Annotated in this window: 21 protein-coding genes; 10 read left to right on the top strand and 11 right to left on the bottom strand. The window is 73.0% G+C overall.

The window, feature by feature from the left end; translation table 11 throughout:
* Positions 1-8 precede the first annotated feature (8 nt).
* A complete protein-coding gene (locus tag AB0R04_RS01255) occupies positions 9-749 on the bottom strand; it encodes a response regulator (protein WP_363367014.1) in 741 nt (246 codons plus the stop codon).
* A complete protein-coding gene (locus AB0R04_RS01250; protein ID WP_363367012.1) occupies positions 746-2593 on the bottom strand; it encodes a sensor histidine kinase in 1848 nt (615 codons plus the stop codon). The genes AB0R04_RS01255 and AB0R04_RS01250 overlap by 4 nt, the downstream gene beginning before the upstream one ends.
* Before the next feature lie 252 nt (positions 2594-2845).
* Between AB0R04_RS01250 and AB0R04_RS01245 the strand changes: the two genes are divergently transcribed.
* Entirely contained in the window at positions 2846-4249 is a 1404-nt protein-coding gene (locus tag AB0R04_RS01245; protein ID WP_363367010.1) for a cation:dicarboxylase symporter family transporter, read from the top strand.
* A gap of 174 nt (positions 4250-4423) precedes the next feature.
* On the opposite strand, the gene AB0R04_RS01240 is transcribed toward AB0R04_RS01245, so the two are convergent.
* Both AB0R04_RS01240 and AB0R04_RS01235 read right to left on the bottom strand, forming a co-directional pair.
* Positions 4424-5389, bottom strand: a complete 966-nt coding sequence (locus tag AB0R04_RS01240) for a hypothetical protein (protein WP_063349937.1) — start codon at positions 5387-5389, stop codon at positions 4424-4426.
* Positions 5390-5434: 45 nt separating this feature from the next.
* The gene (locus AB0R04_RS01235; RefSeq protein ID WP_363367008.1) at positions 5435-6253 is read right to left on the bottom strand and encodes an RNA polymerase sigma factor; all 819 of its coding nucleotides are present in this window, start codon (positions 6251-6253) and stop codon (positions 5435-5437) included.
* Between the two features lie 153 nt (positions 6254-6406).
* Between AB0R04_RS01235 and AB0R04_RS01230 the strand changes: the two genes are divergently transcribed.
* Positions 6407-6790, top strand: a complete 384-nt coding sequence (locus AB0R04_RS01230) for a hypothetical protein (RefSeq protein WP_363367006.1) — start codon at positions 6407-6409, stop codon at positions 6788-6790.
* Positions 6791-6977: 187 nt separating this feature from the next.
* Here the strand turns inward: AB0R04_RS01230 and AB0R04_RS01225 are convergent, their stop codons facing one another.
* Positions 6978-8375, bottom strand: a complete 1398-nt coding sequence (locus AB0R04_RS01225) for a cytochrome P450 (RefSeq protein WP_363367004.1) — start codon at positions 8373-8375, stop codon at positions 6978-6980.
* A 133-nt stretch (positions 8376-8508) separates the two neighbouring features.
* Positions 8509-9576, bottom strand: coding sequence for an RNA ligase (ATP) (locus AB0R04_RS01220; RefSeq protein ID WP_363367002.1), 1068 nt, complete (start codon positions 9574-9576; stop codon positions 8509-8511).
* Positions 9577-9971: 395 nt separating this feature from the next.
* Here AB0R04_RS01220 and modA point away from each other — a divergent pair, with 395 nt between their 5' ends.
* The 3 genes from modA (at position 9972) to AB0R04_RS01205 (ending at position 12917) form a co-directional block, all read left to right on the top strand.
* On the top strand, positions 9972-10826 hold the full coding sequence (gene modA / locus AB0R04_RS01215) for a molybdate ABC transporter substrate-binding protein (RefSeq protein ID WP_063349932.1): 855 nt from the start codon (positions 9972-9974) through the stop codon (positions 10824-10826).
* A gap of 71 nt (positions 10827-10897) precedes the next feature.
* Positions 10898-11719, top strand: coding sequence for an ABC transporter permease (locus AB0R04_RS01210; protein WP_363367338.1), 822 nt, complete (start codon positions 10898-10900; stop codon positions 11717-11719).
* Positions 11720-11783: 64 nt separating this feature from the next.
* Entirely contained in the window at positions 11784-12917 is a 1134-nt protein-coding gene (locus AB0R04_RS01205; RefSeq protein ID WP_363367000.1) for an ABC transporter ATP-binding protein, read from the top strand.
* 113 nt (positions 12918-13030) lie between these two features.
* Here the strand turns inward: AB0R04_RS01205 and AB0R04_RS01200 are convergent, their stop codons facing one another.
* Both AB0R04_RS01200 and AB0R04_RS01195 read right to left on the bottom strand, forming a co-directional pair.
* Positions 13031-13690 carry a response regulator transcription factor gene (locus AB0R04_RS01200; protein WP_063349931.1) on the bottom strand — a complete coding sequence of 220 codons (660 nt, stop codon included), beginning with the start codon at positions 13688-13690 and terminating at the stop codon, positions 13031-13033.
* A gap of 44 nt (positions 13691-13734) precedes the next feature.
* The gene (locus AB0R04_RS01195; protein ID WP_363366998.1) at positions 13735-14937 is read right to left on the bottom strand and encodes a histidine kinase; all 1203 of its coding nucleotides are present in this window, start codon (positions 14935-14937) and stop codon (positions 13735-13737) included.
* Positions 14938-15116: 179 nt separating this feature from the next.
* Between AB0R04_RS01195 and AB0R04_RS01190 the strand changes: the two genes are divergently transcribed.
* The 3 genes from AB0R04_RS01190 to AB0R04_RS01180 are packed head-to-tail and all read left to right on the top strand — an operon-like array spanning position 15117 to position 17577.
* Positions 15117-16055, top strand: a complete 939-nt coding sequence (locus AB0R04_RS01190) for an ATP-binding cassette domain-containing protein (RefSeq protein ID WP_363366996.1) — start codon at positions 15117-15119, stop codon at positions 16053-16055.
* Positions 16052-16807: a hypothetical protein gene (locus AB0R04_RS01185; protein ID WP_363366994.1), complete on the top strand. Its 756-nt coding sequence runs from the start codon at positions 16052-16054 to the stop codon at positions 16805-16807. Before AB0R04_RS01190 ends, AB0R04_RS01185 begins: the two co-directional genes overlap by 4 nt.
* 23 nt (positions 16808-16830) lie before the next feature.
* Positions 16831-17577 carry a hypothetical protein gene (locus AB0R04_RS01180; RefSeq protein WP_363366992.1) on the top strand — a complete coding sequence of 249 codons (747 nt, stop codon included), beginning with the start codon at positions 16831-16833 and terminating at the stop codon, positions 17575-17577.
* 128 nt (positions 17578-17705) lie between these two features.
* Here AB0R04_RS01180 and AB0R04_RS01175 read toward each other — a convergent pair whose 3' ends face one another.
* From AB0R04_RS01175 to AB0R04_RS01165, 3 genes are read right to left on the bottom strand one after another with little or no spacing between them, the layout of a single operon-like run.
* Positions 17706-18368, bottom strand: coding sequence for a response regulator transcription factor (locus AB0R04_RS01175; protein ID WP_363366990.1), 663 nt, complete (start codon positions 18366-18368; stop codon positions 17706-17708).
* On the bottom strand, positions 18365-19543 hold the full coding sequence (locus tag AB0R04_RS01170) for a sensor histidine kinase (protein WP_363366988.1): 1179 nt from the start codon (positions 19541-19543) through the stop codon (positions 18365-18367). The genes AB0R04_RS01175 and AB0R04_RS01170 overlap by 4 nt, the downstream gene beginning before the upstream one ends.
* 35 nt (positions 19544-19578) lie before the next feature.
* Positions 19579-20319, bottom strand: a complete 741-nt coding sequence (locus AB0R04_RS01165) for a hypothetical protein (protein ID WP_363366986.1) — start codon at positions 20317-20319, stop codon at positions 19579-19581.
* Positions 20320-20875: 556 nt separating this feature from the next.
* Here AB0R04_RS01165 and AB0R04_RS01160 point away from each other — a divergent pair.
* Positions 20876-21649 carry an SDR family NAD(P)-dependent oxidoreductase gene (locus tag AB0R04_RS01160; protein ID WP_363366985.1) on the top strand — a complete coding sequence of 258 codons (774 nt, stop codon included), beginning with the start codon at positions 20876-20878 and terminating at the stop codon, positions 21647-21649.
* A 98-nt stretch (positions 21650-21747) separates the two neighbouring features.
* Positions 21748-22329: a DUF2269 domain-containing protein gene (locus tag AB0R04_RS01155; RefSeq protein WP_363366984.1), complete on the top strand. Its 582-nt coding sequence runs from the start codon at positions 21748-21750 to the stop codon at positions 22327-22329.
* Positions 22330-22507 lie beyond the last annotated feature (178 nt).

Here is a 22507-nt window from a genome sequence, read left to right as displayed (position 1 = left end):
CACGGCCCTCACCCCCGCCGACCCGGAGCCGCCCCACCGCCCTTCCACCGGTAGCAGAGCTCCGGCCGCCCCACGCTCCCGTACTGCGGCTCCCGCACCGCCCGCCCGGTGTCGACGAGGTGTTCGAGGTAGCGGCGCGCGGTGATCCGCGAGACCCCGGCGGCGGCGCCCGCGGCGGCGGCGGACAGGCCCGTCGCCGTCTCGCGCAGCACGGAGGCGACGGTGTCCAGGGTGGGCGCACTCAGCCCCTTGGGGAGGCTGCTTCGCTCGGGCGTGCGGAGCAGGGCGAACGCCTGGTCGACCTCGTCCTGCCCGGTCGCCTCGCCGGTGCGCCCGAGGCTGTCGCGGTAGCGGGCGTAGCGCTCCAGGCGATCGTGCAGGGCGGCGGCGCTGAACGGTTTCAGCAGGTACTGGACCACGCCCGCCGACACGGCCTGCCGCACCATCGCCAGGTCGCGGGCCGAGGTCACCGCGATGACGTCGGTGGTGTGGCCGGCGGCGCGCAGCGAGCGGCAGAGCTGGAGGCCGTGGCCGTCCGGCAGGTAGAGGTCGAGCAGGGTCAGGTCGACGGGCCTCCCTGCAGCGCGGGCGCGGTCCAGGAAGCGCAGCGCGTCGGCGCAGCTGTGCACCGTCCCGGCGGCGTGGAAGCCGGGTTCGCGCTCGACGTAGAGGGTGTGCGCGGCGGCGGCCACGGGGTCGTCCTCGACGACCAGCACGGAGATCCCCGGCCCGGCGGTCACCTCGGTCATCGCGACGCCCCTTCCCGCCGACCCGGTTGCCCCGGTTGCCCTGCCTGGCCGAATTGCTCCGGCCGCCCCGGTTGCCCCGGCTGTCGCTCACCGGATCGCGTCGGCAGTCCGGCGAGCGGCAACCGGACGGTGAGCACCGCACCCCGGTCACGCCCGACCTCGACGCTGCCGCCGTTGCGCCGGGCGGCCTGGGCCACCAGCGCCAGCCCGAGACCATGCCCGCGCCCGTCCTGCTTGGTGCTCCAGCCGCGCCGGAACACGTCCTCGACGGCGGCCGGGTCGATCCCCGCCCCGGTGTCGGCGACGCGCAGCAGCAGGCAACCGCCCCCACCCGGAGCCACGTCACCGCCCGCCACACCACCGCCCGCCGAACCGCCGTCGCCCGAACCACCATCGTCCGAACCGCCGTCGTCCGCACCGCCACCACCCGCGTCGATTCGCACGGTGACGGTGACCTCCGGCGCCACCGCGCTCTGCGCGGCTCCGGCGATGGCGGCGTCCACGGCGTTGTCGATCAGGTTGCCGAGGACGGTGATCAGGTCCCGCGAGGAGAGCCCGGGCGGCAGCAGCCCGTCGTCGATCCGACTGTCGTCGGTGAGGGTCAACTCCACTCCCCGCTCGGCCGCTTGGGCCGCCTTGCCGAGCAGCAACGCGGCCAGCACCGGTTCCCCGACCGCCGCGACCACCCGGTCGGTGAGCTGCTGGGCGAGCGCGAGCTCGGCGGTGGCGAACTCCACCGCCTGTTCGTGGCGGCCGAGTTCGATCAGGGAGACGACGGCGTGCAGCCGGTTGGCCGCCTCGTGCGCCTGCGCCCCGAGGGCCTCGGTGAAGCCCCGGACGGAGTCCAACTCTCCGCTGAGCGACTGGAGTTCGGTGTGGTCGCGCAGGGTGACGACCAGGCCGAGGCCGGTGCCGATGGTGGAGGTGTTGAGCACCACCACCCGCTCGGCGGTCAGGTGCACCTCGTCCCGGACCGGCTCGTCGCCGAGCACGGCCGCGACCAGCGCCCGCGGCAGCCCCAGCTCCACGATCAGGCGACCCTCCAAATTTCCTGCCAGTCCGAGCAGTTCGCGGGCCGCGTCGTTGCAGAGCACCACCCGGTGCGCGCGGTCCAGCAGGACCAGCCCCTCGCGCACCGAGCGCAGGGTCGCCTGGTGGTATTCGTAGAGGTGGCTGAGTTCGGCCGGCCCCATGCCGTGGGTGTGCCGCCGCAGGCGGGAGTTGGCGAGGTAGGTGCCCACGCCGCCGACCCCGAGCGCGGCTACCGCCACCCCGACCAGGGCGAGCAGCGGGCCGCTCAACTGCGCGGAGATGGACTCCACCGTGAGGCCCGCGCTGACCAGCGCGATCACCTGGTGCCGGTCGTCCAGCACCGGCGTGACCACCCGCACGGACGGTCCGAGCGTGCCGGTGTAGGTCTCGCTGCGGGTCTCCCCCGCGAGTGCCCAGTCGATGTGCCCGAGGAAGCGCTTGCCGATCTGCTCGGGCAGCGGGTGGGTCCAGCGCACGCCCTCGGTGTCCATGACGGTGATGAAGGAGACGCCGGTGTCCACCCGCACCTGCTCGACGTACGGCTGGAGCACCGCGGTCGGGTCCGGCGCGGTGACGGCGGCCCGCACGGACGGCGAGTCGGCGACGGCGTGGGCGACGGCGGTGACCTGGCGGCGGGCCGCGTCCTCGGCCCGGTCGGCGGTGAAGAGGTACGCGAGCACCGCGCCGCCCGCCACCACGGCGGCGACGATGACCACCTGGACGACGAAGAGCTGCCCGGCCAGACTGCGGACCAGCCCACGGGGTGCCGGGAGCCGTCGGCGCGGGGGCGTGGGGGCGGTGCGCACGGACATGCCTGCCAGTGTGCACCACACCCCCGGGGTCCCCCAGGGGCCCGCGATCGGTCGGCGGCCTGTCAACGACCTGTCGGCGGCCTGTCGACGAACGTCCCGCAGTCCAGTCGCACCCCCACGGCCCGGCTGCGCCCGGTCGCGCCCGGCTGTGAACTCTATGAACGCAAACGTGACCTCCGTCACGCTCAGGCCCGATAGTCAGAGCGGCCCACCACCCGGGGCCGCCAGGACCGCACGGCGAAGGAGCCGCAGATGTCGATCGTTGGAGCCGCACCGGCGGGGGGATCCAGACGCAGGGACCGGACCCACTACCTCTACCTCTCCGTCATCGCCGCCGTGGTCGCGGGCATCGTGGTCGGGCTGGCCGCCCCCGGCTTCGCCGTGGAGTTGAAGCCGGTCGGCACCGGCTTCGTCAACCTGATCAAGATGATGATCAGCCCGGTGATCTTCTGCACCATCGTGCTGGGCATCGGCTCGGTGACCAAGGCCGCCAAGGTCGGCAAGGTCGGCGGCCTCGCCCTCGGCTACTTCCTCGTCATGTCGACCGTCGCGCTGGCCATCGGTCTGGCCGTCGGCAACCTGCTGGAGCCCGGCGGCGGCCTGCACCTGACCGCCGCGCTCGCGAAGTCCGGCCACGCCCAGGCCGTCGCCGGCGGCGCCCAGTCGACGACCGACTTCCTGCTCGGGATGATCCCCACCACCACGTTCTCGGCCCTCACCGAGGGCAAGGTGCTGCAGACCCTGCTGGTCGCACTGCTCGCCGGCTTCGCCCTCCAGGCGATGGGCCCGGCCGGTGCCCCGGTGCTGCGCGGGATCGAACACGTGCAGCGGCTGGTCTTCCGGGTCATGTCGATGATCATGTGGGTCGCGCCGATCGGCGCCTTCGGGGCGATGGCCGCCGTCGTCGGAGCGACCGGCACGGCCGCGCTGAAGAGCCTCGCAGTCATCATGGTCGGCTTCTACGCGACCTGCGTGCTGTTCGTCGTCGTCGTCCTGGGCGCGCTGCTGCGACTGGTCGCCGGGGTCAACGTGTTCGCGCTGCTGCGCTACCTGGGCCGCGAGTTCCTGCTGATCCTCTCCACCTCCTCCTCCGAGAGCGCGCTGCCCCGCCTGATCGCCAAGATGGAGCACCTCGGCGTGAGCCGCCCGGTCGTCGGCATCACCGTGCCGACCGGCTACAGCTTCAACCTCGACGGCACCGCGATCTACCTCACCATGTCGTCGATCTTCATCTCCGAGGCGATGGACAAGCCGATGTCGATCGGCGAGCAGCTCTCGCTGCTGGTGTTCATGGTGATCGCGAGCAAGGGCGCGGCCGGGGTCACCGGCGCCGGGCTGGCCACCCTGGCCGGCGGACTGCAGTCGCACAAGCCCGCCCTGGTGGACGGGGTCGGCCTGATCGTCGGCATCGACCGCTTCATGTCCGAGGCCCGCGCGCTCACCAACTTCGCGGGCAACGCCGTCGCCACCGTCCTGATCGGGCACTGGACCGGCGAACTCGACGCGGACCGCGCCCAGCGGGTGCTGGCCGGCGAGGAGCCGTTCGACGAGCGGACCCTGGTCGACGCGCACGGCGGGCCGATCGCGGCCCCCGAGGCCGTCCCGGCGGCTCCGGAAGCCGACCCCGTCCGGAGCGGCACGGCCGCGGCCGCCTGAGCGGCCCCCTCATACGCCCCCGGTCCGGCGCCACCACCTCCCCCGGAAACGGCGCCGGACCGGGGGTTCCGCATGTCCGGCGGGCCTTCGCCACAGGCCCTCACCGGTCCTCACGGGTCCTCTCAGGCCTCACCTCGCAGATCCTGACGGAGTCTCGCAGGCCCTCCCAGGTCCTCACAGGTCCTCGGAGCCGCTCACCGCCCAGGCCAGGCCACAGGCCGGGTCCTCCAGCGCGACGTGCAGATGGCGCAGCCCGGCGGCCGGCTCGTGCCAGATGAAGCAGCGCATCCGGGCCACCAGCGCGTCGACCTCCGCCCGGTCCGGCCCGTCCGTACCCTCCGCGCCGGCCATCGCGACCAGCGCCCGCCAGAGCGCCAGCCGTCCGTGCGCCGAGCCCCGCCCGCGGTCCACGACTGCGGCCTGCACCAGCGCCGGGTAGACCAGCGCGAACGGCAGGTACCCGCCGGTGACCCGGGAACTACGGGCCAGTTGGGCGGCCGCCTGCGGCGCCGGGCCCCGGACGCAGACCACCTCCGCCCAGTCCGCCAGCGCGGCCAGCGCCCGGGTCGCCCGCTGCCCGCCCAGCCGTACGCCCGGCGCGGGCAGCACCACCTCGCCCAGACCCTCCCGGCTGGCCGGCAGGGTCAGCAGCGCACTGCGCGCGCCCCCGCAGGGCAGGTACTGGCGCACCCGAGCCCCCTCGTCCCATCCGGCCGTCTCCCAGGGCGCCAGCAGCAGCGGCATGCCCTCCGGGTCGGGTTCGGCCCCGTACGAGAGGTCCTCGCCGAGCAGCACCCTGGTCTGCGCGACCAGTCGGCGCACCGGGGCCGGGACGAGCAGCGGAGCCAGCCGCAGCCAGGAATGCCGAGTCGCCAGCACCTCCCAGAGCGGACCGGCGTCATGGTCGGCGACCCCGGCGACCGTCCCCGGGCCGCCGTCCCGGTCGAACAGCCGGACGGACAGCTCCGGCGGCGCCGAGTAGGCGATCAGGTGGCCGAGCGGCGCGGTCAGCGCCGCCGCGGGCTCCTCCCCGGCGCGCTCCACGGCTGCCGCCCTGCCCTGCCGGTAGGCGGTCAGCAGTTCGGGCCAGCGGCCGTCGTCAGCCAGGGCACGGAGGCGGTGGTCCTCGTACGTGATCACGATTTTCAGCGTACGGGCCGGGGTGGCGCATCAGCTGACTTAGCGTCAGCTCGGTGCGTCGGGAGCCGCTTCGGGAGCCGCCCCAGGGCCTGCGCCGGGCCCCGCATCGGACCCCGCATCGAACCCCGCATCGAACCCCGCGCCGGGCGCCGCTGCGGGGGCAGGCCCCGGCCGATCGCCCCGCTCACCCTCCCGCTCATGTTCCCGCTCCCGCGCGAGGACGGCGCGCAGCTTCCCGTGAGCGCGGCGACGGGTGACGGCCAGCGTGCTGCGATGCAGGCCCAGCAGCTCGGCGGCCTCGTCGACGGTGTAACCGTCGAGATCCACCAGCACCACCACCCGGGCCTGCTTCGAGGTCAGGCAGCCCAGCAGCCGGAGCACCTCCCAGCGCGCCTGCAGCTCGACCATCCCGCCCGACGGCGACTCGACCGGCGGCTGGCCCCGCTCCCGCTCGGCCGTCTCGGACGGATCGGGCGACACGACCCTCCGCCGCTCCCGGCGCCACTGGTCGCGCAGGATGTTCGCCATCGTGGTGAACACGTAGGCGTAGGGCTGCGGATGGCTCAGGAACCGCTCCGGCCTGCGGGCGATCCGCAGATACGCGTCATGCACCACGTCCCCGGCGGCGAGCCCGCCGGTGAGCGACGCGGCCGCCCGGTGGAGCCTCGGCAGCATTTCCGTGAACACCCGGTTGAAATCGGCCGATTGACGATCGGCGGGCCTCGGACCGAAGTCCTTCCCGCCTCCGCTCCCGCGTCCGCCGCCACACCGACCGTCGCATTCCGCCATGCCGCCCTCCCCGGAAATCGGCACTCCGAAAGCCCAGTTGGGCAGGTCACGACCCATCGAAAAGGCCTGTGACACAGGTCACATCATAGGTCGTCGTCTCACTGTCCGCAGTCATTCGTGCGCAATACGTCATCAGCCGGACGGGAAGGCGGAATTCACCCACCCCGTGGATCCGGACGGCCGGGGACGCACCGCCCGATCTGTACCGTTGAGCGAGGAGAAACTGCCATGCGAGGTCGCTTCGCCAGGAAGATCGCCACGTTCGGGATGGCCGCCGCAGCCGCCCTCGGCGTGCTCGGCACCACCGCCCTGCCCGCCGCCGCCGCCGCGCCCACCGTCGCCGCCGCCGACCAGACCATCACCGCCGGCGCCATCGGGGCCTCGCCCGAGGTGGCCGCCGCCTCCTACCACTGCGTCATCACCGCAGACTACGGGTGGCGCTGGGTGGGCTACTGCAACGTCTACTCGGGCGAGCTGCGCACCATCACCTACTGCGCCAACGGCACGAGCACCACCGGCCTGTGGATCGGCGCCCGATCCCAGGCCTGGGACGTCTGGGGCAACTGCCCGGGCTCCAGCTGGACCAAGATCGTGTTCCAGAGCCGGGGCTGAGGCACCGGCAGGACCGATCGGGGGCGCCGTCCCGCCGGGGCGGCACCCCCGCTGCGCGCCCACACCCCGGTGGGTGCCGGCCGGTCGCACGCCCGGAGAAGCGGCGAACAGATGACAGATAACAGATAACAGATTTCATCTTCTGTTATCTGTCCGCTGAAATCTGAACGCTGCAGCCTGTCAGCCGTTACCCGGCGAGCCCCGCGGCTCCCCGCGCCGTCACCCGGATCCGCATCGGGCTCGCCGCGCGGAGCGTGATGCCCTGGGCGAGCGCCACCCGCTCGTCCACCGCCTCCATCTCGAAGTCCCGCAGCAGCACGCCCAGGCTCAGCACCGATTCCAGCATCGCGAAGTGCTGCCCGATGCACGCCCGCGGACCGCCGCCGAACGGGTACCAGGCGTAGCGGTGCCGCTCCTTCTCCTGTTCGGGCAGGAAGCGGTCGGGGTCGAAGCGTTCTGGGTCCGGCCAGTGCGCCGGGTGCCGGTGGGTGACCAGCGGCGAGACGACGATCTGGGCACCCGCCGGGATCACGTACCCGTCGATGACCGTCTCGGCGACCGCCCGCCGCCCGACCAGGGCCGCCGCCGGGTAGAGCCGCATCGACTCCTTCAGCACCCGGGTGATGTACGGCAGCGACTCCAGGTCCGCCGCGGTCGGCTCCCGGCCGGCCAGCACGGTCTCCGCCTCCTGCTGGGCGAGCTTGCGCTGCTCGGGGTGCGTGGCCAGCAGGTGCAGCGTGAAGGCCAGCGAGGTGGCCGTGGTCTCGTGCCCGGCGAGCAGGAACACCAGCACCTGGTCCCGGAGTTCGGCCGGGTCGAGTTGCTCCCCGTCCTCGCCGCGGGCCCGTCCGAGCAGTGTGAGCAGGTCGTCCGCGTCCTCGTCCAGGTCGCCGCGCGCGGCCCGCTCGGCGATGATCCGGTCGCAGACCGCGTACAGGGCGCGCTGGGCCTCGGCGCCGCGCCGGTTCGAGGGGGTCGGCCAGGTGCGCGGGATGCGAATCGCCGCGAAGCCCCGGTCCCAGACGTACTCACCGAGCACCGGGAAGCTGCGGTCCACCACCGCCACCGCCTCCTCGACGTCCGCACCGAACAGGATTCGGGCGACGGCGCGCAGCGCGAACCGGGACATCTCCTCCGCCGCGTCCACGACCCCGACCCCGACCGGGATCGGGGTCGCGTTCCACCGCTCGGTGAGTGCCCGCGCCTCCTGGGCGACGGCGCCCGCGTAGCCGTCCACCCGGCGGCGGGTGAACAGCGGCTGGACCAGCCGGCGCTGGCGCTGGTAGTCGCCGTCCTGGCTGGTCAGCAGTCCGTTGCCGACGCTGCTTCGCAGCTCGTCGTAGAAGGCGTTCTCCTTGCGGAAGTTGGCGGCCTCGCTGCCAAGCACCTGCTGGACGCCCTCCGGGGAGAACACCCCGTAGAACTCGACCCGCAGCCCGGGCGGCCCGACCCGGAACCGGACCACGTCCCCGTGGTCGCGGTGGGCGGCGAGGTAGGTGCGCAGCGGGCGGCGGGTGAGATCGAACAGCGACCCGACCAGGGGGTTTCCGGCCGGCCCGGGGATGAGGGCGGTGGCGGTGGTCATCGGCACTCCATTCTCCACAGGCGACCCATCAACGTAACTGACGAATCATCAGTAACGGAAGGCGCGAAGGCGCGCGCGAAGAAGCGAAAGAGCGCGGGAGCGCACGGGAGGGCGCGACGGGGCGGGGCGGGGATCACTCGTACTCGGTGCCGCCCTTGCGCGTCAGGTAGGCGTCACCGACCACCTTGGCGATCGCCCGTCCGCCGACCACCAGGCTCCAGCGCTCCGTCACCGGCCGGACCACCACGCCTTCGCGCAGGTGGAGTTCACGCCCCGAGACGGTCTCCTTGCCCTGGGCGAAGGCCAGCACCGTCTCCGGGTCGAACGGCCCGCGCCACAGTTCGGGCACCACCGGTAGTTCGCCGTCGAGCAGTTCGGCGGCGGAGTACCACCTCAGCTGCCCGTCCACCAAGGCCGACACGTCGAACACGGCATAGCCGGGCAGTTCGGCACGGCCGGAGGCGCCGTACGTCAGGTCCTGCACACCGGCCCCGAAGACCTCGCCGAAGACACCGACCCGCTCGGCGCCGAGCCGCTCGGCCAGTCGGGCCGCCACGGCGGGGAGGTCGTACGCGCGCACGGCCCGCCAGTACAGGTTGCGCTCGTCCTCGACCAGTGAGAGCCCCTGCGCCCCGATGCCCTTGGACGACACCTGGACCTCGCCGGCGGCGGCGGTGTACGTCATCAGGCAGCAACTGCCGTGCAGCTTCTCGGTCAACACCACGGGCTCGCCGGGCTCGAAGACGTCGGGGTAGCGCTTGAGGTTCTCGATGTCCACCCAGGGCAGCAGGTCGGGCGCGCTCAGCACGTCGCCGTTCATGGAGGTCGGCACCGGGGGCTGCCACTTGACGACTCCGAGCAGCTCGGCGAAGTCCTCGCCGCGCCCGGCGGCGTCCGCCAGGTCGGTGCCGGCGAGCGCGGTCGGCAGGCAGACGATGCCCTGGGACAGCTCACCGCGCAGCCGGACGGCCCTCACCCGGTCGGACTTGCTGCCGGCCAGCTTGCCCGTCAGGCCCAGCTCCTCGATCAACTCCGCCGGGAGGACCGACTGTTCGGGGATGTAGACGGCGTAGTCGCCGGTCCGGTACCTGCCCTTGGCGACCACCGCCCGATAGAGGCCGACCTGCGCGAGCTCCAGGGCGTCGGCGTTCGGGTGTTCCAGGACGACCAGCTTCTCGACGGTGACGCGCAACGTGGACATGGACGGACCCCTCCTCCCCTCCTGGGCCGTTCGACCCGGGCGGTGTGTACGGACTGCTGTGCGGACTGCTGTACGAATCGCCCCCACTCTGTCCGCCCGACCGCCCCCTGCGCGACGCAATTTCCCCGGCGCCATGCTCACGTCGACCCTCACTCGGCCCCTCGCGCGGCCCCTCACACCGGCCGTCACGCCGACCCCCGCAGCACTCCGCCCCGGCGCCGTCCCTGCACGTTTGAGCCTTCACACAGCCGGGCGGAGACCCCCGCCACACCCCGCCTGTGCGAAGCGACAGAGGACTTATCACTCGCATTTGCGGCACTATGATCACCGTAATGGCCGCACCTGCGGCCTCACCCCGCGCCCCTTCCGGCGCGAGCCCTGGAGGGGAAGCCCCGATGAGCACCCGTACGACCACCCGCAGACTCGCCGTCGCCGCCGCGGCGGCCCTCGTCCTCAGCCTCGGGGCCACCGCCTGCGGCAGCGACGGCGGTGGCAAGTCCGGCGGCTCCTCGCCCGCTTCGACGGCGGGTTCCTCGGCCTCGTCGGCGGCCGGTGGCGGCAGCGTCCCGAAGGCCACCGGCGACATCACCGTCTTCGCCGCCGCCTCGCTCAAGGAGACGTTCACCGACCTCGGTAAGAAGTTCGAGGCCGCGAACCCGGGCGCCAAGGTCAAGTTCAACTTCGGCGGCAGCTCCAGCCTCGCCACCAGCATCAACTCCGGCGCCCCGGCGGACGTGTTCGCCGCTGCCAGTCCGGCCACCATGAAGACCGTGACCGACGCGGGCGGCGCGAGCGGCGACCCGAAGACCTTCGTCAAGAACACGCTCACCATCGCCGTGCCCAAGGGCAACCCCAAGCACGTCGCGGGCCTGAACGACCTCACCGCCTCCGGCGTGAAGGTCGCGCTGTGCGCAAAGGAGGTGCCGTGCGGCGCCGCCGCCCTGACCGCGCTCAAGGCCGCCAACGTCAACCTCACCCCGGTCACCCTGGAGCAGGACGTCAAGGGCGCGCTGACCAAGGTCGAGCTCGGCGAGGTCGACGCCTCGCTCGTGTACAAGACCGACGTGAAGGCGGATGCCGGGAAGATCGACAGCGTGGACTTCCCCGAGGCCGACAAGGCCGTGAACGACTACCCGATCGCCGCCCTGGCCAAGGCCCCGAACAAGGACGGCGCCGCCGCCTTCGTCGCGTACATCCAGTCGCCCGAGGCCAAGCAGGTGCTCACCGCGGCGGGCTTCCAGGCGCCGTGAGCGACCGCACCACCAAGCGCACCAGCAACACCGGGCGCACCACCGAACGCACCACCGACACCGGGCCCGGCGTGGCAGGAACAGCGAAAGCCCTGCTACGCCGGCGCCGGCGCACCCACCGCGTCCCGGTCACGCTGCTGCTCCCGGCGCTGCTCGGACTGGCGTTCCTGATCCTGCCGCTGGTCGGCCTGCTCGTCCGGGCGCCCTGGAGCGGCCTGTCCGAGCAGCTCACCAGCGCCGCCGTCTGGGACGCCCTGCGCCTGTCGCTGATCTGCGCGACGGCGGCCACGGCGGTCTCGCTGGTCCTCGGCGTCCCGCTGGCCTGGCTGCTCGCCCGCACCGAACTGCCGGGCCGGCGGGTGATCCGGGCCCTGGTCACCCTGCCGCTGGTGCTGCCGCCGGTGGTCGGCGGCGTGGCACTGCTGCTGGTCCTCGGGCGGCGCGGCATCGTCGGTTCCTGGCTGGACTCGGCCTTCGGCATCACGCTGCCGTTCACCACGACCGGGGTGGTCATCGCCGAGGCGTTCGTGGCGATGCCGTTCCTGGTGATCAGCGTGGAGGGCGCGCTGCGCGCCGCCGACCCCCGCTACGAGGAGGCGGCCGCGACCCTGGGCGCCTCCCGGCTGACGGCGTTCCGCCGGGTGACCCTGCCGCTGATCGCCCCGGGGGTCGCCGCCGGGGCGGTCCTCGCCTGGGCCCGGGCGCTCGGCGAGTTCGGCGCCACGATCACCTTCGCGGGCAACTTCCCGGGCCGCACCCAGACCATGCCGCTGGCCGTCTACCTCGCCATGGAATCGGACCCCGAGGCGGCGATCGCGCTGTCGCTGGTCCTGCTGGTGGTCTCCGTCGCGGTCCTGGTCGGCCTGCGCGACCGCTGGATGTCGACCCCGTGACGGCCCTGCGAGCCCCGGGCCGGAACCCGGCCACCGCTGCCACGACCCCCTGGACGCCGCCCCGATGAGCACCTCCCCGACCGACCCCACCGACCCTGCTGCCCCTGCTGCCCCTGCTACTCCCACCGCCGCGGCTGCGCTTGCACCCGCCCTCGACGCCCGGCTGCGGGTGGAGCGCGCCGCGTTCACCCTCGACCTCGCCCTCACCGCCGCCCCCGGCGAGGTGGTCGCGCTGCTCGGCCCGAACGGCGCCGGCAAGTCCACCGCCCTGCGCGCCCTCGCCGGGCTGCTCCCGCTCACCGGCGGCCACCTGCGCCTGGACGGACGCCTGTTGGAGGAGCCCGGGCAGCGCGTGCACACCCCCGCCGAGGAACGTCCCGTCGGCGTGGTGTTCCAGGACTACCTGCTCTTCCCGCACCTCAGCGCGCTCGACAACGTCGCCTTCGGCCCGCGCTGCCAGGGCCGCCCCAAGCGTGCCGCCCGGGCCGAGGCGGCCGGCTGGCTGGAGCGGATGGGCCTGGCCGACCACGCCTCCGTACGCCCCGGCAGCCTCTCCGGCGGCCAGGCCCAGCGGGTGGCGCTGGCCCGGGCGCTGGCCGTCCGCCCCCGGCTGCTGCTGCTGGACGAGCCACTGGCCGCCCTGGACGCCCGCACCCGGCTCGACGTACGCGCCCAACTGCGGCGCCACCTGGCCGAGTTCGAGGCCGTTGCGGTGCTGGTGACGCACGACCCGCTGGACGCGATGGTGCTCGCCGACCGGCTGGTGGTGATCGAGGGCGGGCACGAGGTGCAGACCGGCAGCCCGGCGGAGGTCGCCCGGCGGCCGCGCACCGACTACATCGCGCGCCTGGTCGGACTGAACCTGTACCAGGGCGTGGCCGAGGGCCACCAGGTCACGCTCACGGCCGGCACGGTCCTGGCCACCACCGAGGAGCTGTCCGGCCCGGCCTTCGTCGCCTTCCCGCCGTCCGCCGTGACCCTGCACCGCGAACGGCCCCAGTCCAGCGCGCGCAACGTGTGGAAGGCCGAGGTCACCGGCCTGGACCTGCACGGCGACCAGGTGCGCGCCGACCTCGCGGGCGAACTGCCGATGGCCGCCGACCTCACCCCGGCCGCCGTCGCCGAGCTGGGGCTGGCGCCCGGATCCGAGGTCTGGGCCTCCGTCAAGGCCACCCAGACCCACGCCTACCCGGCCTGACCCCGCCACCGCGCCGGGCCGCCCGCGTCCCCGCCGAGCTCCTGCCCGCTGCGCCGCTCAGGCCGGCGCGCCGCTCCGGCCCGGTGCGCCACTCCTGCCCGCCGCGCTGTGCGCTACTCCGACGGCTCGACGAAGCCCGACTCGTACGCGGCGATCACCGCCTGGGTGCGGTCCCGCGCCCCGAGCTTCGCCAGCACACTGCTGACGTGGGTCTTCACCGTCTGCACGCCGAGGAACAGCAACTCGGCGATCTCCCCGTTGCTGAGGCCGCGCGCGACCAGCCGCAGCACCTGCGCCTCGCGCTCGGTCAGCGCCGCCCGGTCCATGGTCGCGCGGGCGGCGGGATTGCCGTGGCCAGCCGCGAGGCGGCGGATCGTGGCCGGGAACAGCAGTGACTCGCCCGCCGCCACCAGCCGTACCGCGTGCGCGATCTCGGCCGCCCGGGAGCGCTTCAGCAGGAAGCCGTCGGCGCCCGCGCGCAGCGCCTGGTAGACGTAGTCGTCGTTCTCGAAGGTGGTGACGACCAGGATCTTCGGCGGCTGCTCCCCCGGCGCGCCGGGGCGCAGGAGCTCGCGGGTCGCCGCCAGGCCGTCCAGCACCGGCATCCGGACGTCCATCAGGACGACGTGCGGGCGCAGCGCGCGGGCCAGCGCCACCGCGTCGGCGCCGTCGGCGGCCTCACCGACCACCCGCAGGTCCCCCTGCGCCTCCAGGACGGCCCGCATCCCGGCCCGGACCAGTTCCTCGTCGTCGGCGAGCAGGATGTCGATCATCCCGGCGGCGCCCCTCGCCGGTCCATCGCCCACAGGATCGTTCGTCACGAGCCCAAGCGTAGGGGCAGCCGGACGGCGAGCACCCACTCCCCGCCCCCGTCGCCCGACACCCCGGCGGTGGCCTCCCCGCCGAGCAGCGTGGCGCGTTCCCGGATGCCGCGCAGCCCCTTGCCGCCCTTGCCCGCCGCGCCGCCCGCCAGGCGCGCCGGGGCTCCGCCGACCGCCGGGCGATTGGCGCAGCGCAGCTCCAACTGCCCGCCCTGAACGGCGATCCGGACGCTGACCGGCTCGCCGGGCGCGTACTTGAGCGCGTTGGTGACACCCTCCTGGACGATCCGGTAGGACTCGCGGGAGAGCACCCCGGGCAACGCCCCCGCCGACACCTCGATCCGCGCCTCGACCGGGCTCCCGGCCGACCGGGCGGTGTCGAAGAGTACGGGCAGCTGGTCGACGCCGGGCTGTTCGGTGGCCGTTCCGCTGCCGGCCGCGCCCTCCGGCGTCTCGCGGAGCAGGACGAGGGTGCGTTCGAGGTCCTCCATGGCCCGGCGGCCGGTCTCCTCGATGACTTCGAGCGCCTTGGCGGTGAACACCTGGTCCCCGACCTCCCGCGCGGCACCCGCCTGAAGGACCGTCACCGTCAGTGCGTGGCCGATGGAATCGTGCAGCTCGCGGGCCAACCTGTTGCGTTCCAGCAGCCGTTCGGCCCGCAGCTCCGCCTCCGCCAGCCGCTCCGCCGTAGAAGGACCCAGCAGCCTTACAGCCATGGCGAGTTGGAGGCGCCCGGCGGACACCACCAGCCAGCCGTAGCCGAGCACCAGCACCGGAGCGAGCGGGAGGTACCAGAACGAGTCCGGTCCGGTTAGCAGGTCGTAGCCGCTGGTGAGGCCGAAGGCCGTCGCGAACCCGACCACCGAGCCGAGCACGACCCGCCCGATCAGCCAGCCGGCGGTGCGCCGCCGGTCCGCCCAGGTACGGGAGGACTCGGCGGCGATGTCCTCCTCGCGGTCGGGCAGCAGCAGCAACCGCGCCTGCACCCCCTCGGCGCGCCGCGTCGCGGGGACGAGGGCGACCAGGGCGACCAGGGCGACGTCCACCGCGGCGCTCGCGACCACGATCTCGCCCAGGCTCTTGTGGTACGTCCCCGGGTAGATCATCAGGATGACGCCCGCAAAGATCCACCCGACCAACAGGTGCAGCAGGCGCGCGTACGTGGCGCCGGCCAGCAGCGGCGCGAGGATCCTGGGCATTCCACCATCCTGCCAGCTCAGCGGCCGGCCCTGGCTCCCCCGCGAGCCTGCCGCCGTCTCCCTCCTGGGAGGGAGACGGCTCCCGACCCCGGCGGGATCCGCCGGTACGGCCCGCTCCGGTCGAATGTGACCACCAGCCGGACGACCCGGCACCGGAGCACCGAGAGGGGAGCGCGGCCGTGATCGAGATCCAGGGCCTCACCAAGGAGTACGACGGTCGGCGCGTCGTCGACGACCTGTCCTTCGCGGTCCGGCCCGGCCTGGTGACGGGCTTCCTCGGCCCGAACGGCGCCGGTAAGAGCACCACCATGCGCCTGATCCTCGGCCTGGACCGCCCCACCGCCGGAAGCGCCCTGGTCGGCGGCCGCCGGTACGCCGAACTCGCCCAGCCGCTACGGCAGGTGGGCGCCCTGCTGGACGCCCATGCCCTGCACGGCGGCCGCACCGCCGCCGGCCACCTGCGCTGGCTCGCGGCGAGCAACGGCCTGGCGCCGCGCCGGGTGGACGAGGTGCTCGCCCAGGTCGGTCTGACGGACGCCGCCGGACGGCGGATCCGCGGCTTCTCCCTCGGCATGCGCCAGCGCCTCGGGGTGGCCGCCGCGCTGCTCGGCGACCCGCCGGTGCTACTGCTGGACGAACCGGTCAACGGTCTCGACCCGGAGGGCATCCGCTGGATCCGCACCCTGTTGCGCGAACTGGCCGCCGAGGGCAGGTCGGTGCTGGTGTCGTCCCACCTGATGACCGAAATGGCGCTCACCGCCGACCACTTGGTGGTCATCGGCCGTGGCCGGCTGCTCGCGGACGCCGCCACCGCCGAGTTCATCGACCAGCACGGCCGGACCAGGATCCGCGTCCGGGCCGTCAACTCGGCCAAGCTCGCCGCCCTGTTCGGCGGCGACCTGCTCCAGCAGTCGGACGCCGCCGGCAACCTCACCGCGACCGAGGCCGACGACGGCGCCTGGGAGGTGACCGGCGCCGAACCCGAGCAGATCGCCGCGCTCGCCGCCGCACACGGCGTGGTCCTGTACGAGATCGCGGTCCAACAGGACTCGTTGGAGGAGGCGTTCATGCGGATGACCGCCGACAGCGTCGAGTACCGCGCCGAGGCCACCGCATGAACCCCGGCTCAACCCTCCGGCACCACCTGTGCGCCTTCAACGCCGAACGGATCAAGCTCACCACGCTCCACTCGCTCTGGATCACCCCGCTGCTCGCCTTCGCGCTCACCGTGGGCACCACCACGGCCATCGGTGCGGCCCTCGGCGGCTCGGAGCACAACCTCACCGACGACCCCGGCGCGGGCGTCTTCTACGGGCTCAACTTCGGCCAGGCCGCGCTGGTCTGCTTCGCGGTCCTGCTGATCGGCCAGGAGTTCAACACCCGCATGATCGACGTCTCGCTCACCGCCGTCCCCCGGCGCGGACGGCTGTACGGCGCCAAGCTGACGCTCGGCGCACTGGTCGGCCTCGGCGTCGGCGCGGCAGGCACGGCGGGCGCCTTCGCCGGGTACGCGGCCACCGTCCCCGGCGACTGGGACGGCCCCGCCTTCGTCCGCAGCGCCACCGCCGGCGTGCTCTACCCGGTGCTGCTGGTGGTGTTCTGCCTCGGAGCGACCGCGCTGCTCGGCAACCTCACCGCCGCCATGGGACTGCTGGTACCGGTCGTCTTCCTGCTCTCGCCGCTGCTCGGCGGCGTGGCCGGGGTGCGGCAGGTGGCCCAGTTCCTGCCCGACCGGGCCGGCCAGTACGCACTGCACTACGCCGACGACCCGCAGGTCTCGTACGGGCACTGGACCGGACTGCTGATCATGGCCCTGTGGGCCTGCGCCGCGGCCTACGGCGGCCTGCTCGCCCTGCGGCGCGCCAAGTGACCACGAACGAAGGGAAGATGACAATGAGCGCGGCCCATGCCCTGCGCGCCGAACGGATCAAGTTCACCACCCTGCCCTCCCAGTGGGCCGCCCCGCTGGTCGCCCTGCTCCTGACCGTCGGGGTCACCGCGGCCGTCAGCGCCGCCTCCGACCCCAAGACCGTGGCCCCCGGCACGGACCCGGCCAACGGGATCTACTACGGGCTGCTCTTCGGGCACGTGGCCGTGGCCTGCCTCGGGATCCTGCTGATCGGGCAGGAGTTCAACACCCGCATGATCAGCACCTCGTTCATCGCCGTCCCCCGGCGCGCGCGGCTGTACGGCGCCAAGCTCACGCTCGGCGCCGGGCTGGGCCTGCTGCTCGGGCTGGCGTCGACGGCGGGCTCGTTCCTGGCCGTCGACGCCACCGTCGGCCTGGACTGGTCAACCCCCGGCCTGGCCCGCAGCTTCGTGGCCGGCGCGCTCTACCACCCGCTGCTGGTACTGCTCTGCCTCGGACTGACCACGATGCTGGGCAACTTCAGCGCCGCGCTCGGCCTGCTCGGCCCGATGGTGTTCCTCGGCACCACCTGGCTGGCGGCCATCCCCGGCGTCCGCGAGGCCGGCCAGTTCCTGCCCGACCGGGCCGGCCTGTACGCGATGCACACCCGGACCGAGGCCGGCATCCACTACGGCCACTGGACCGGACTGCTGATCATGGCCCTCTGGACGGCTGCTGCCGCCTACGGCGGGCTGCGGGCGATCCGACGACACCAGGCTTCCGGCGAGTAGCGCCCGACGGCGGGCGGCGGGCCGGTAACCGATGACAACAAACAGATGACAGATAACAGCGAACAGATAACAGATTTCGAAATCTGTTATCTGTTCGCTGTTATCTGTTCGCTGTTATCTGTCACTCGTCACCCGAGCCAGCCGGGGCGGACCAGGCCGGATTCGTAGGCGAGGACGACCAGTTGGGCGCGGTCGCGGGCGCCGAGCTTGACCATGGCGCGGCTGACATGCGTCTTGGCGGTCAGCGGGCTGACCACCAGGCGGCGGGCGATGTCCTCGTTGGAGAGCCCGAGCCCGACCAGGGCAAGCACCTCGCGTTCACGTTCGGTGAGCATCTCAAGACCGACCGCCCGCGGCTCCTTCGAGCGGGCGGCGAACTCTCCGATCAGGCGCCGGGTGACGCCCGGCGAGAGCAACGCGTCGCCTGCGGCAGCGACCCGGACCGCCCGGAGCAGTTCGGCCGGCTCGGCGTCCTTGACGAGGAACCCTGCCGCGCCGGACCGCAACGCCTCGAAGACGTACTCGTCGAGCTCGAAGGTGGTCAGTACGACCACCCGCACCCCGCCGAGCTCCGGGTCGGCCCCGATCCGCCGGGTGGCCTCCAGACCGTCGAGGCGGGGCATCCGGATGTCCATCAGCACCACGTCGGGGCGCAGCTCGACGGCGAGGCACAGGGCTTGCTCGCCGTCGCCGGCCTCGCCGACCACCTCGACGTCGGGCTGGGCGTCGAGCAACGCCCGGAACCCGGCCCGGACCAGCATCTGGTCATCCACCAGCAGCACCCTGATCACCAGTCACCTCTCGTCAAGCGGGCCCGGACTCGGAAGCCCGCGTCGTACGGGCCCGCCTCCAGGGTGCCCCCGAAGGTGGCGACCCGCTCCCGCATCCCGATCAGTCCGGCTCCCGAGCCGCCCGCGTCGCCGCCGCCCACCGGGCCCGGGTCGTCGATCTGCACGGTGAGGCCGTCGGCCGTCCGGGAGAGCAGCACGGTGGCCGTCCGGGCCGCGGAGTGGCGGATCACATTGGTCAGGGCTTCCTGGACGATCCGGAAGGCGGCCCGCTGGACGGCGGCCAGCGCCTCCCCGGGGATGCCCTCGGAACGGACGCTGACGGTCAGGCCTGCCCGGCCGGCCTGGTCGACCAGTTCGTCCAGCCGGTCCAGGCCGGGGGCGGGAGTGCGCGGCGCGGCGGCCCCCGGTCCGCGCAGCGTGCCGAGGACCTGCCGGACCTCGCCCAGGGCCTCCTTGCTGGCGGCCTTGATCGTCGCCAGGGCGCTTCTGGCCTGTTCCGGGCGGGTGTCGATGAGTTCGAGCGCGACCCCGGCCTGGACGTGGATCAACGAGATGCTGTGCGCCAGGATGTCGTGCAGCTCGCGGGCCATCCGCAGCCGCTCCTCGTCGACGCGGCGCCGCTGTGCCTCCTCCGCGGCGGCTCCGGCGGCGGCGAACTGCTCGCGGCGGACCCGGGCCAGTTCCGCACCGGTCGCGATGAGCAGCAGCACCGCCGCGACGCCCAACTCCTGCCAGGCGTTGGCCTGCCAGCTCTTGGCCCGCAGCCAGTCGTACGGAATCGCGTAGCTCATCAGCAGCTGACCGACGTAGAAGGCGCCGCCGCAGGCCCAGGCCGCCCGCCGCTGCCCGCACTGGACCGCGACGAAGAACGCCACACCAAGGCTGACGAAGACCGGGCCGTACGGGTACCCGGCGAACAGGTAGCCGATGGTGACCGCTGTGGTGCCGACCATGACCGCCGCCGGGTGGCGGCGGCGCAGCAGCAGCGCGGCGGGGCCGAGCAGGAGCAGCACGTAGCCGAGGGCGTCGAGCTGGACGCGGTCGGGCTGCCGCTGTCCTGCACCGACCGTGCCCGCCACTTGGAAGCAGGCGACGGCCAGCGACGAGAGCACGGGCAGGCTCGCCCGGCCGGATCGGTTCCACGGCGGCTTCCACGACGGGCGTAACTCGTTCATGCCGGAAGGCTAGTTCGGCGCGCCACACCCGGGCATCAGCTCGCGGGTGCGGGTGCAGCTACTCCCACCGTAGTACCCGACCGGCCCGTGGAGGGGGTGCCGCCGTCCCGACGCCACAGCGTCAGGCTCACCGCGACGAACCAGAGGAAGCCGACGTAACGTCCGACCGGGATCAGCAGCGTGGCCGGCTCGGCGACCAACGAGAGCAGAGACAACATGCTCGCGGCGGACAGGACCAGTCCGGACCAGGCCACCCAGGCGGGCAGCGCCCGGCTCACCAGCGCGGTGCGCGACACCTGCCACAGGACCACGCCGAGCGTGCCGATCGCGGGCGCAGCACCGGTGATGAAGGCGAGGTCCATGAGGGCGCGGGACACCGGCAGGTCCGCGGCGTTGCCCAGCAGCGACAGGACCCAACCCGCGCTCGCGGACAGCACCAGCAGGACCCCGGACGCACTGCCCGCCGCCCGGACCACACCCGCCCGCACCGGGGTGCCGTGGCGGCCCACGAACTCTGTGAGCCAGGGGACGAACGCCAGCAGCGCCAGCGCCGAGAGCAGTTGGAACAGGGCTCCCACCTGAAGCGAGCGGTGCAGCGCCGCCGGATCGGCGAGCAGGTACTTGCGCACCACGTCGTCGCTGGAGTACGGGGTGGCGAACGGCCCGGAGGGCGCGGTGATGCCGCTGATGACGAGGCCGGCCACGAAGAGGAGCACGTACAGGATGCCGCTGAGCGCTCCCGCGGACGACCGACGGGGCGAGGTGAAGGACGACAAGGTCGACAGCCTCCAGGCAAGGGACGGGCGCCGGTTGGAAGGCCCACGTCCGGCGCGGTTCAGTTCACCGCACCGGCCGCGCCGAGGCGTCCTCCGGAGGAAGGCTTCGGCCGTACGCCCGCGCAGGTACCGGATCACCGGCCGCCCTCACACGGGCCTGGCGCTTCAGCCGTGGGTCGCGCCAAGGGCTCGGCCACCAGGAGAGCACTGTCCTTGTTCTGTGTCAGCAACTGGTCTGAGCCTGGCACTTCGGTCTCCGCCCAGCGTCGTACTGCCGGGACGCGATGCTACGTCAGCAGGAGTATCCCGACGGTCGCCGCTCGGGCGACGACGGCGTGCGGGCGCGGCGACGAGGATTCCTGGGGTCGGCACGGGCGGCAGGTGCCCGCATCGGCGGATCAGTCCGGGGCGACGCGCCGACCACTGGGCCGGCGCCCTCAACCCGGCACGACGCCCGGCCGAAGCCGATGACGCCACCGTCCCCTCCCATGCCTGACGAGACCACGCCGCCCGCCGGCCAACTCACCGTCAACCGAGAATCCACGGAGCCACACTGATGACCACGCCACTGCCCACTTATCCCGATCTCGCGGGTAAGGCCGCCCTCGTCACCGGAGGTTCCCGGGGCATCGGAGCCGAGACGGCAAAAGCCCTGTCCGCCAGCGGTGTCAAGGCAGCCGTCGTCGGCCGCGACCGGAGCGCCGTCGACCGGACGGTCGGCGAGATCCGCGCGGCAGGCGGAACGGCGGTCGCGATGACGGCCGACTGCACCGATCCCGCCGACCTCGTACGGCTGCGTGCACAGGCCGAGCAGTCCGTCGGTCCGATCGAAGTGCTCTGCGCGTTCGTCGGCGGAGGCGGCGACCCGGTGCCGATCGAGCAGATGAGCCTGGAGCACTGGCACTCGGTGGTCGACCTGAACCTGACCACCACCTTCCTGGCCGTGCAGACCTTCCTGCCCGGCATGATCGAGCGCGGCGGCGGTTCGATCATCACCATGGCGTCCACCGCCGGGCGGCTTCCCGGCGGTGCCGCCGCCTCCTACGCGGCGGCCAAGGCAGGCGTGCTGATGTTCACCCGCCAGGTCGCACAGGAGGTGGGCCGGCACGGCGTGCGGGTCAACTGCCTCGCTCCGTCCCTCATCATGACGGAGAGCCAGCAGGAGCGCATACCCGCCGAAAAGCTCCCGCTGATCGTCAGGCAGTTCCCGCTGGGCCGCGCAGGAGTGCCCGCCGATGTCGCTCACGCCGCGCTCTTCCTCGCGTCCGAGTCGTCGTCCTGGCTGACCGGCCAGACGATCGACGTGGCCGGCGGGCGCATCATGCTCTGACGCCGGTGGCCGGCCGCAGCCGCAGGCCGGCGACCCCGGCGCTCGCCACGAGAGCCTGACACAGGCCCCCTCCCCCGTCGCCTCCCGAAGGACCCCGTATGACCACCCCCGCCGCGTCCTCCGTGGCAACGCCCCATCCGGGCACCCGGCAGCCCAAGAACTTCCGCCTCTCACCGACTGCCCGCAAGAGCGCGGTGGTCGTGCACATCATCAGCTCGATCAGCTGGCTGGGCCTGATGCTCTGCCTGCTCACACTCGGCGCGACAGGGCTGCTGACGGACAGCGCGGAGACCCTGCGCAGCGCCTACCGGACGATGCCGCTCCTCGGCGACGCGCTGGTCCTCCCGCTGAGCCTGCTCTCCCTGCTGACCGGCCTGCTCCTCGCGCTCGGCACCCCCTGGCGCCTGTTCAGGTACCGCTGGGTTGCCGTCAAGTTCTGGCTCACCCTGGCCGCCACCGCCGCCTCGATCTTCGAACTCACCGCCCGGCTGCACGAAGCGGCCCACCTGGTGGACCAACACCCCACCGGCACCATCGCGGACATGCACCTCGGATTCACCCGCTACAGCCTGGTGATCATCCCGATCGTCGCGCTGTCGGTGTACGTCGCCAACGTCGTACTCTCCGTCGTCAAACCGTCGGGACGCCGCCATGCCCGGTCACGACCCAGTGGCGGGTGAGCCAAGCCAGGGCCGAGCTCGCTGGATGCCGCGATAGAAAGCCATGCCGCGCGAACGTGTCGCTCCAAGCGAACAGCTGACAGATTTCGAAATCTGCCAGCTGTTCGCTGTTATCCGTCTGCCGTCAAACGCCAGACGCCAGACGCCAGACGCCAGACGCCAGACGCCAGCTGTCGAC

The organism is Kitasatospora sp. NPDC056731, from assembly GCF_040687675.1.
Classification (GTDB): domain Bacteria; phylum Actinomycetota; class Actinomycetes; order Streptomycetales; family Streptomycetaceae; genus Kitasatospora.
This window is presented reverse-complemented; position numbering and strand designations above follow the sequence as displayed.

Bases quoted from the DNA above. Each gene is read 5' to 3' on its own strand.
- AB0R04_RS01255 (WP_363367014.1), bottom strand. From the start codon at position 749: ATGACCGAGGTGACCGCCGGGCCGGGGATCTCCGTGCTGGTCGTCGAG.
- AB0R04_RS01250 (WP_363367012.1), bottom strand. From the start codon at position 2,593: ATGTCCGTGCGCACCGCCCCCACGCCCCCGCGCCGACGGCTCCCGGCA.
- AB0R04_RS01245 (WP_363367010.1), top strand. From the start codon at position 2,846: ATGTCGATCGTTGGAGCCGCACCGGCGGGGGGATCCAGACGCAGGGAC.
- AB0R04_RS01230 (WP_363367006.1), top strand. From the start codon at position 6,407: ATGCGAGGTCGCTTCGCCAGGAAGATCGCCACGTTCGGGATGGCCGCC.
- AB0R04_RS01225 (WP_363367004.1), bottom strand. From the start codon at position 8,375: ATGACCACCGCCACCGCCCTCATCCCCGGGCCGGCCGGAAACCCCCTG.
- AB0R04_RS01220 (WP_363367002.1), bottom strand. From the start codon at position 9,576: ATGTCCACGTTGCGCGTCACCGTCGAGAAGCTGGTCGTCCTGGAACAC.
- modA (WP_063349932.1), top strand. From the start codon at position 9,972: ATGAGCACCCGTACGACCACCCGCAGACTCGCCGTCGCCGCCGCGGCG.
- AB0R04_RS01205 (WP_363367000.1), top strand. From the start codon at position 11,784: ATGAGCACCTCCCCGACCGACCCCACCGACCCTGCTGCCCCTGCTGCC.
- AB0R04_RS01200 (WP_063349931.1), bottom strand. From the start codon at position 13,690: ATGATCGACATCCTGCTCGCCGACGACGAGGAACTGGTCCGGGCCGGG.
- AB0R04_RS01195 (WP_363366998.1), bottom strand. From the start codon at position 14,937: ATGCCCAGGATCCTCGCGCCGCTGCTGGCCGGCGCCACGTACGCGCGC.
- AB0R04_RS01185 (WP_363366994.1), top strand. From the start codon at position 16,052: ATGAACCCCGGCTCAACCCTCCGGCACCACCTGTGCGCCTTCAACGCC.
- AB0R04_RS01180 (WP_363366992.1), top strand. From the start codon at position 16,831: ATGAGCGCGGCCCATGCCCTGCGCGCCGAACGGATCAAGTTCACCACC.
- AB0R04_RS01170 (WP_363366988.1), bottom strand. From the start codon at position 19,543: ATGAACGAGTTACGCCCGTCGTGGAAGCCGCCGTGGAACCGATCCGGC.
- AB0R04_RS01160 (WP_363366985.1), top strand. From the start codon at position 20,876: ATGACCACGCCACTGCCCACTTATCCCGATCTCGCGGGTAAGGCCGCC.
- AB0R04_RS01155 (WP_363366984.1), top strand. From the start codon at position 21,748: ATGACCACCCCCGCCGCGTCCTCCGTGGCAACGCCCCATCCGGGCACC.